The organism is Bacillus sp. JJ1503 (assembly GCF_036965125.1).
Classification (GTDB): Bacteria; Bacillota; Bacilli; order Bacillales; family Cytobacillaceae; genus Cytobacillus.
The window spans coordinates 1-8,880 of the sequence record NZ_JBALOZ010000115.1 but is presented as its reverse complement, the minus strand read 5'-3'; the positions used below and the strand labels follow the sequence as shown (position 1 = coordinate 8,880).

The following is an 8,880-nucleotide window of genomic DNA, read 5'->3' as shown; positions in this document are numbered from 1 at the left end:
CAAAGAGTCTGGATGGACAATTTACCGAGAAAAAGGTTTCTAGTAACCGCCGCCATCAACAACTGAAGACAAGAGAGGCACATATAAAGCCTGTAACCTTCACCACCCGTCATGGTTGCGCATACCTAACGCACATTGTGAGGCGGTTGCAAAGATAATTTTAAATGTAGGCAACTAACCCATTGGGAGTTTCCTATTATTTTTTTGAAATTAGATTTACGATGTTGTAGTATGATATTTATCAATTGGTCAGTACCTTTGTTGGAACAAAGGATTGACACTAATTTTTTTATGGAGGTCTATTGTGGATAATAACGATATATTAATCCGATTGAGATATGCGCAAGAAATTAAAAATAAAGAAATGGCAGAGATCTTTAAGCTTGGGGGAGTAGATGTTACAGTTCCAGAAGTAATAAAGATTCTCACAAAATCAGACGAGTATGATGACGAGAGTGATGATCAAATAAAATGTAATAACAGTATGTTAGATTCATTTTTAAATGGTTTTATTATTTATAAAAGAGGAAGGCAAGAGCCGAAGCCAGGGCAGTCTGCTACTCCAGAACCGTCTGTAAATAAAAGTGCAAATGTTAATAATCTCCTGTTAAAGAAAGTAAAAATAGCATTAGCATTAACAACGGAGGATATGCTGGATATATTCGACAATGCAGGAATTACCGTTACAAGAGGAGAACTGGGCGCTTTATTAAGAAAAGAAGGGCATAAGAATTATAAGGAGTGCGGAGATAAATATGCCAGGAATTTCTTAAAAGGATTGGCGATCAAATACAGGGGATGACATGATACATACATACTTAGGTGAGACAATACGTTTGGAAATCAAGTACAAAAATCGTACCTCTATAGGAATGACAATAGATAGTTATGGAAATGTTGAAGTCCAGGCTCCGAAAGGGACACCTGATGATAGAGTGCTTCAATTAGTAGAAGAAAAATGGGATCACATACAGCAAAAATTAAAAGAAATGAAGGAGAGGCTGCTGGGGCCACAGAAAAAGGTTTATGAGTATGGTGAGAGTTTTCTTTATTTAGGAAACCATTATCCTATACAGATCTTCCAAGATATTAATATTGCACAAGAAAATGTAGTGTTTGAAAATGGTAAGCTCCATATTTATGTAAAGGAGCCTGACACTGAAAAAATAAAACAAGCATTGAAACGATTTTATTACCAGCAGTGTAAGGCTTTAGTGGAAAAGAGCATTTCCACTTATCAAAGCAACTTCAAAACAAAACCACGTTCTATTCGTATCTCGGATAGCAAAACGACTTGGGGAACTTGTGATTCAAAGCTGCAGTTAACATTTAATTGGAGACTGGCAATGGCACCTCGGGAGGTCATTGACTATGTAGTCGTTCACGAAATGTGCCATATGGTTCATCTGAATCACGACCGATCCTTCTGGCGTCTTGTTGGAAAAATAATGCCTGACTATAAGGAAAAGGAAAACTGGCTGACTTTATCAAGTTGGAAAATGAATGTTTAGTTGTCTCGAAACGAGTGCCGAAGTGCAAATTTAACAAAAATACATTTTCTCATTAATAAATTCATCATCGACTTTGAAAAACACTACTATATTTATATTATCTGCCATCACCACCTAAGTCATTGTGAAGCGGTTGCAAAGATTATTTTAGTTGATAGAAGAAGCTCAAAGCCTTAATGGCTGGGCTTCTATGTAAAATAAATATTCCGGGTCAGTTAATTACTGTGATGAAGCAGTGGGGGACTGACCCGCTTTTTATACATTCTTGTAAATATATGCTTTCAATAACAATCAGTGTATCAAAATATTTTTAGAATTTACTTCACAAGGAAGTGGATTAAGAATGCAATGGTGATAAAATACATCATCCAGTGAAGCTCTTTGGCACGCCCTGTGAGTAGTTTCAAGATCGTATAAGAGACAAAGCCGAATGCCAAACCTTCAGCTGTGCTTACAGTTAACGGCATCATAATCATCGTAAGGAATGCAGGTACAATTTCTGTATAGTCATCAAATTTGATGTACTGCACCTCTGTCAACATAAGAACCCCAACCATGATCAAGATGGGAGCAGTTGCTACGGTTGGTATGAGTGTGACAAATGGCGTGAAGAAGAGTGCAGCGAAGAAAAGGATAGCAACAGTCAGCGCATTTAACCCGGTTTTACCTCCTTCGGCAATACCAGCCGCACTTTCGATGTATGCACACGTAGCAGTGGAACCCATGGATGCACTGGCCATTGTGGCAACTGCATCCGCTGTTAATGCCCTGTTGATGTTTTTAATATCTCCATCGTTTTTCATTAATCCTGAAACTTTCCCTAAACCGACCAGTGTTCCTAGATTTTCGAATAGTTCGACAATTGTGAAGGTAAAAATGATCGAAAAAAGACCGTAGCTTAGAGCGCCTAAAATATCCATTTGCAAGAACGTGTCAGCCAGGCTTGGGAAAGAGAGTGAGACAATATCTCCAATCCCTTGTGGTACTGGAGCCTCTCCAAATATCATCGCTAATGCAGTAATACCAATAATACTGATCAAAAAGGCACCCTTTACCCGCTTAGCAGTCAACACTGCTGCTATAATTAACCCTACTATCGCGAGCAGTGGTCCACTTGACTTGATATTACCAAGTGCAACATATGTTTCCTCATTTGCGATAATAATTCCCGATCCTTGTAACCCAATGTATGCGATCATCAGCCCTATACCAACCCCAATGGCAGAACGAAGGGTGGGAGGAATGGCAGTGATTAATTTTTTTCGGATGCCGGTAATTGTAAGTATTAAAAAGGCGATACCTGAAATAAACACGGCACCTAAAGCTGTTTGCCATGACAATCCTTCACCTATGACAACGGTATAAGTGAAAAAGACGTTTAATCCCATTGCAGGGGCGACCGCAATTGGAAGATTCGCCCAGAAGGCATATAAAATTGTACCAATGATACTAGCGTAAATAGTGGCAGCTACTGCTGCTTCCATTGGAATACCCGCATCCGCTAAAATGGATGGGTTGACAAAAATGATATAAGCCATTGTGACGAAGGTCGTAATACCAGTTAAAATTTCTGTTTTTACATTCGTATTTCTTTCCGAAAGTCGAAAGCGGCGTTCCAACCAAGAGTTTTGGCCAACAGGCTTCATATTATGTGGATTATTTATTTGAGTTTGTCCCGACATAAGATCCTCCTTCGTTGATAATATTTAGACGAACTCATTTTAGTCCAATTGAATCGTGGGGGACGGCTCCGTAACAATGTTCTCGTACCTGTTATTCTTTACGCTGTCCCAAAAGTCAAACCAAGTTCATTCAATAATTTACGATAGGCGATACTCATTCTATCCGATTTCAGATGCAACTCCGCTTGGAGGTCTAGAGGCAACAATTCCGGCTTTTGAGCTTCAATAATGGCTTTATCTTGTAAAAGCAAAGTATTTTGGAAATCAATAAAAACATGATCAGGTAGATGAAGGTCATAATTACGAGAGACAATTGCATAGGCAATGCTTTGCTTTTCATTAGTTGGTTGAATAATCCATACCATGCTAAACACCTGCTGTGTTTCATTGTCTATTTTGTTGAGACGGGCAACTAGTGGGGCAAGAACTTCGTACGTGTAATTGCTGTTAATGGGGGTGCCTCGGCCATCGGGATCAGGTTGATAAACGACAATTTCTTCGGATATTAGACGATTTTCTATACGCTTTACATGGTAATCGTTAATTACTGTATGACTTGGGTCACCTAGTAATCCTTCATGTACAAACATGAAATGGGAAGCGTCCAGGAAATTTTCCACAACGCGCGGTGCTGCTGCAACGATAGGATATGGTCCACATATGACCGATTTGTAATCGTGATCAGTGAACATGTGATGGTCCACTAGATGGTTAGCGGGCTGTCCAAGACATATCCAGATAAGTCCAAGTGCTTCCTGACAATGATACGAGATCGCTTTTGCCTTTTTGGGGATGCTCTGTTTGGCTTCTTGAGCAGGGATTCGTACACAAGATCCGCAAGCACTATATTCCCATCCGTGATATGCGCAAACGAGACGATTCTCCTTCACTTTTCCCATTGAAAGCGGAACACCCCTGTGGATACACAGATCGCGGAAGGCAACAACTTTTCCTTCCAATCTTACAATTACGATTTTTTCACCTAATAGTTCTACTTGTTCAGGTTGATCTTTCAAATCCGCAGCTTTGTAAACAGGAAGCCACTCATTCACCAATACAGGGTCCTTCTCCAGCAAATGTGGCAGGACGGGTACGTTTTTTGTTGTCATTTCCTAAGTTTTCCTTCCCTTCATCTTTTTTTCGCTATTTTTTTGCTTTGACAGTGAAAACTTCTCTATTTCTTTACATCACAACCACCTCCCAATAAAATAAAACCTGCTTACGGCTTTTCCAGAGTAGGGGATAGCAGACAGAAAAGAGAAACGATCCCCCTAGCAAATAAGCTATGTGCAATGCCACGGTACCCAGTTGTTTCATTTACATAAGAAGTAATGCCAAAGGATCTTCGTCCGATAAAAGACCGATGTTCATCTATGTCCGGCAATAAGGACCGGATCGTAATGCCTAAAACATAGCTATGTAAAAGGGATGTGGAAACGAAATGGAAATTTCAGCACCTATTGTCAATGAACTTACGATATGGGTTTATAACCCAAATAAACCAGGCCCCCATTATTTTTATTAATGGATATGTTTGGGTATTTAAGAATATAACAACTAGATCACGTTTCTTGAGGACCACATTGGTATTAAAGTTACTGCGAAAGTATTGTGATCACCAGAAACAGGCAGTAGCCCCTCAAATTACTTTTTTGGGACTTTTTATCAATACAAAAATCAACATTTTTCGCAGTGTATCTTAATATAATTCGATAAGATGACAGGAGAAATTTCCCCTTTCAAAACTCTCTTTCTACTAATAAATCTATTGAAAAATGGAATATTTTATCATATATTTGTAATGATTAAATATTCAGAAAATACACATAAAGGGGGGTATCGAAATATTTATTATTAAATTCACTAAACGTTAGGGGGATTTGAAATCAGATGATTAAGAAAATACTATTTGTACTAGTGGCAGTATCCATGCTTTTGGGTAGTGCGGTTGTATTTGGCCAAAAAGCAGACGATATTAAATGGGTTAAGGAACCAACTATAATAGACTCTGAGGGTAAGAAAATAGACATCATAGGTGCTTTAGAAGTACCAGATAGTTACAAAGGGAATACGAAAGTAAGTTTAGAGATTAATGGCTTTAATGTTAACCTAGACAAAAATGGATATTTTACAAAATCAATATTTAAAACATCTGAAATAGATATAAAGGTCTTTACCGGAAAAAATGAAATCGTAGAACTAGCAAAAACAATAAAGTATGTTATGGATAAGAGCCGTGTTAATGAGGCGATAAGACTAATAGATGAGCTGCCAAATGTTGTTGAATTAGCTTTAGATGATAAAGAAATGGTAGCAGCAGCAAGAATGTATTATGATGCATTGACACCTGAAGAAAAAGAATTAGTGACCAACTTGAAAAAATTAGAGGAATTAGAAAATAGAATAAAAGATTTATTTTTACTTGAATTGATTCAAGAGGCAGAAGGAGTCATAAAAACTTTACCATCATTTGAAGATATAAGAATAAAGGATAAGGAAGCAGTATTAGCTGCCATGACCAAGGTGGCAAAAGTGAAAGAAATGGATCCCAATGCTCATATTTCAGGCGAAGAGTTATTAGGGGCAATATTAGAAAAAATACAATATCTAGAAAAGGAAGCAGCAGATAATTATTTCTTCCCAGCAATATATATGCATTCCCCTACACCGCTAAAAACATTTGCGAATTCTGAAATTTTATTCGAAGGTTATGTAACAAATGTAAAGTATGTTGAAAAAATCCTTATTCATGATCAAGCAGCAGATGTTGTATATGAAGAAAATGCAGAAGTAAAAAGCAATGGAAGTGTTGTTTATAAAGGACCTGCATATAAATTCAGAAAACTCCTTACATTAGAAGATAATTCACATGCTATTAGTGTAAATGTTATTTCGCAATCAGGAAAAAGTGGCAGTATTGCAAGAAGGTTCTATGTTGATACCACACCTCCAGAATTAAATATAGTGGTAAAAGAAAGAGAAGCTTCTTCAGATACAGCCCAACTCGAAATTAACATGAAGGATAGGTTCAGTTATTTAGAACTGTATGAATTTGATAGTCATATTCAGCAATACGAAGGTAACTATAGTTCTGAAATTAGCAGAACTTTAGAATGGTCTGTAGACTTAGAAATAGGTGAAAATGTATTTACGTATATGCTTAAAGATGGAGCTGGGAACACAACTGTTAAAGAAATAACTATTGTAAGAGAGAAGCCAGCACCAATAGTAAAAGGGAAAGTACAAATAAGTCTATATAAAGATTCTACTTCTACTTCAAATAAAATACCATTTGAAAATATTATAGGATCATTCTATCTTAAGGATAAAGTAACAGGGAAAGAATATAGAGAGGGAAGTACCCCTTGGAATGGTAAGGAACGTTACGTTATGAATGATATTCCAGTAGGAGAATATACAATCCACTTTGATGCACCTGATGGAATGTATACGCATAACATATGGCTTGGTGACGCATATAAAGAAACATTGTATGATGGAATTACCAACCCATTAAAGGTAGTTGATAGAGGCACTATAGCTAATTATGTGACAATAGTAATCAAAACAGATATTACGCTAAAAGAAATTAAACCACTAGATCCACTTTATTTTTCAAAAGATATTACATTTGAACAGTTTACGGCCGCATTACCTAAAAAAGTAACCATAGTCGATTCTGCAGATAAAGAGCACGAAGTTGAAATAAGCTGGGACATTAGACCATTTAGTTTTGAATCTTGGAAAAAACCAGGCGAATTCACTTTATTTAGTAACCTCTTTACTTTACCAATAAATGTTTCCAATACAGAACCGGCAACTAGATTGGAAGTAACGGTAAAGGTAAGCTTTCAGTAGATTCGCGAAAAAGTATTTGCTCATATGTATCTTAAATTATTCAGATCTAATTTGTCTCAAGCGTACCCCTCCACTGGGTACGTTTTTTTTCAATCTAAAAACAAATGTGTGTTATAGTGTCCGATAAAAGTTTACGCGTGCCAAAATAGGTTTGGAAAAACCTAAAAATAGAGGCTTATACCTCCAAAAAAGAAGCAGAAGAACCGTCCCCGTGCTTTCAAGGAAAAGGAAAAATGGCTGACCTTATCCAGTTGGAAAATGAATGTTTAGTTGTCTCGAAACGAGTGACGAAGTACAAATTTATCAAAAAGACATTTTTTCTCATTAATAAATTGATCATCGACTTTGAAAAACACTATTACATTTATATTATCTGCCATCACCACCTAATTCATTGTGAAGCGGTTGCAAAGATTATTTTAGTTGATAGAAGAAGCTCAAATCCTTAATGGTTGGGCTTTTTTTGTTTTGTTTATTCTCAAAGTTATTCTTGTTAAACATCTATGGAACAAGACTTTTCGGGGCGTCACAGGTACAATATCTAATGCAAAACTCATTATTGAATTATTCTAGTGTGTACTATGGAATGGTAGAATCGTATTTATCATGAATCTCTGGAATTGGAGAATGGAAATATGGATTATAAGGACACAATTACTGTTGAATAGGAGAAAGTCAAAGGAAAATGGCTGATCTAGGATAGGCAGTAGCATTAAATTTTGGGAAAAAATTATCAATTCCCCTTGTGTCGCCACATAAAATCTGGACATGGGTGCATCTCAGCTTATCTTGAAATATTAATATAGTCTAAAAAGAATTCTTTGTTTCTTCACTCAATATTCATAATGTACAGCGGAGATCATTTGATTCAACCATTCTTTTTTTGATTGTACCTTCTTGGAATTATCCAATAGATGGATTTTTCCTATTTGATTTCCAAACACAACAGGAATAACAGAATAAAATTGATTAGACAGGTGAATAACATCTGTGTTGTCATTATGTATCTTCTCTTCAATTTTAGTTAGTATTTGAATCCCTCTATAAAGCTGAATCTCTGAAAGTTTCCCCAATTGGGTATGAATAGAAAAAATGAGGGCTTGGGAAATCGGGTGAGTTGTTTTTCTTTGAAAAGGAGCTCTGATTGGTATGAGAGAAGATTCGTCCCATTCTTCATCTATCACGATTAATTCATACCCTTTTTTCCGTTTAGAAGATAGAATCTTTTCAAATGCATTCTTAGCTTCTAAGCGGGTTAGAAAATATCTCTCTTGTTTTCTTGGAGAATTTCCCATCCGTCCGTATTCAGTATAAATACGGTAAGAGTATTCTCCTACCCCTTCCTGAAATTCTATAATATAAAATTTATTGGAGTTAGCTTGGATTGAAACATAATTTAGTACAACTCGTTGTTCTACTTCCTTCAACGCAAATAAAGGGGTGTCGTTCGTATAAAGAGAAATTGCTTTTGTCATAAGAATTCCTTCCGGTTTTAGCATGTTAAGTGATTTTTTATAATGTATTGAATATCGGTTAATTTAATCTACCATATTATATATATAGAATCTACCATCTTGAGTAATCGTGCCTGAATCGAAGAAGAGGAAAAATTTAAAGAAACTATTCGTTTGGAAAGAGAAAATGAATTGAAAATGAAAAGGCAAAGAAATGAACGTTTGAGTAAATAATTAATCCATGATGAAAAGTTAAGGATATAAAAAGCGAACTACTACATATCATAGTATAATTTTCTACCGTCAGCACTCCACACACGTGGAGTGCTGACGGTAGATAAAATTAAATAAATAATTAGCAGATGGGTTCGAGAA

General features: G+C 36.3%; 6 protein-coding genes and 1 pseudogene. 3 read left to right on the top strand and 4 right to left on the bottom strand.

Annotated features, from left to right (window positions below; all coding sequences use genetic code 11):
- Nucleotides 1–304 precede the first annotated feature (304 nt).
- Together V7149_RS10190 and V7149_RS10185 are read left to right on the top strand one after the other, a co-directional pair.
- Nucleotides 305–802 carry a DUF1456 family protein gene (locus V7149_RS10190; RefSeq protein ID WP_335345524.1) on the top strand — a complete coding sequence of 166 codons (498 nt, stop codon included), beginning with the start codon at nt 305–307 and terminating at the stop codon, nt 800–802.
- Nucleotide 803: 1 nt separating this feature from the next.
- Nucleotides 804–1,511, top strand: coding sequence for a M48 family metallopeptidase (locus V7149_RS10185; RefSeq protein WP_335345523.1), 708 nt, complete (start codon nt 804–806; stop codon nt 1,509–1,511).
- A 317-nt stretch (nt 1,512–1,828) separates the two neighbouring features.
- On the opposite strand, the gene V7149_RS10180 is transcribed toward V7149_RS10185, so the two are convergent.
- The 3 genes and pseudogenes from V7149_RS10180 to V7149_RS26505 form a co-directional block, all read right to left on the bottom strand.
- Entirely contained in the window at nt 1,829–3,193 is a 1,365-nt protein-coding gene (locus V7149_RS10180; RefSeq protein WP_335345522.1) for an NCS2 family permease, read from the bottom strand.
- Between the two features lie 98 nt (nt 3,194–3,291).
- Nucleotides 3,292–4,302 (bottom strand): aromatic ring-hydroxylating dioxygenase subunit alpha, encoded by a 1,011-nt coding sequence (locus tag V7149_RS10175; protein ID WP_335345521.1) that lies wholly within the window; start codon nt 4,300–4,302, stop codon nt 3,292–3,294.
- Between the two features lie 110 nt (nt 4,303–4,412).
- Nucleotides 4,413–4,601, bottom strand: a pseudogene (locus tag V7149_RS26505) (hypothetical protein); the annotation flags it as partial.
- 482 nt (nt 4,602–5,083) lie between these two features.
- Between V7149_RS26505 and V7149_RS10170 the strand changes: the two are divergent.
- The gene (locus tag V7149_RS10170; protein ID WP_335345520.1) at nt 5,084–7,051 is read left to right on the top strand and encodes a hypothetical protein; all 1,968 of its coding nucleotides are present in this window, start codon (nt 5,084–5,086) and stop codon (nt 7,049–7,051) included.
- 833 nt (nt 7,052–7,884) lie between these two features.
- On the opposite strand, the gene V7149_RS10165 is transcribed toward V7149_RS10170, so the two are convergent.
- The gene (locus V7149_RS10165) at nt 7,885–8,526 is read right to left on the bottom strand and encodes a WGR domain-containing protein (RefSeq protein WP_335345519.1); all 642 of its coding nucleotides are present in this window, start codon (nt 8,524–8,526) and stop codon (nt 7,885–7,887) included.
- Between the last annotated feature and the right edge of the window lie 354 nt (nt 8,527–8,880).

Bases quoted from the DNA above. Each gene is read 5' to 3' on its own strand.
- V7149_RS10170 (WP_335345520.1), top strand. From the start codon at position 5,084: ATGATTAAGAAAATACTATTTGTACTAGTGGCAGTATCCATGCTTTTG.
- V7149_RS10180 (WP_335345522.1), bottom strand. From the start codon at position 3,193: ATGTCGGGACAAACTCAAATAAATAATCCACATAATATGAAGCCTGTT.
- V7149_RS10185 (WP_335345523.1), top strand. From the start codon at position 804: ATGATACATACATACTTAGGTGAGACAATACGTTTGGAAATCAAGTAC.
- V7149_RS10165 (WP_335345519.1), bottom strand. From the start codon at position 8,526: ATGACAAAAGCAATTTCTCTTTATACGAACGACACCCCTTTATTTGCG.
- V7149_RS10175 (WP_335345521.1), bottom strand. From the start codon at position 4,302: ATGACAACAAAAAACGTACCCGTCCTGCCACATTTGCTGGAGAAGGAC.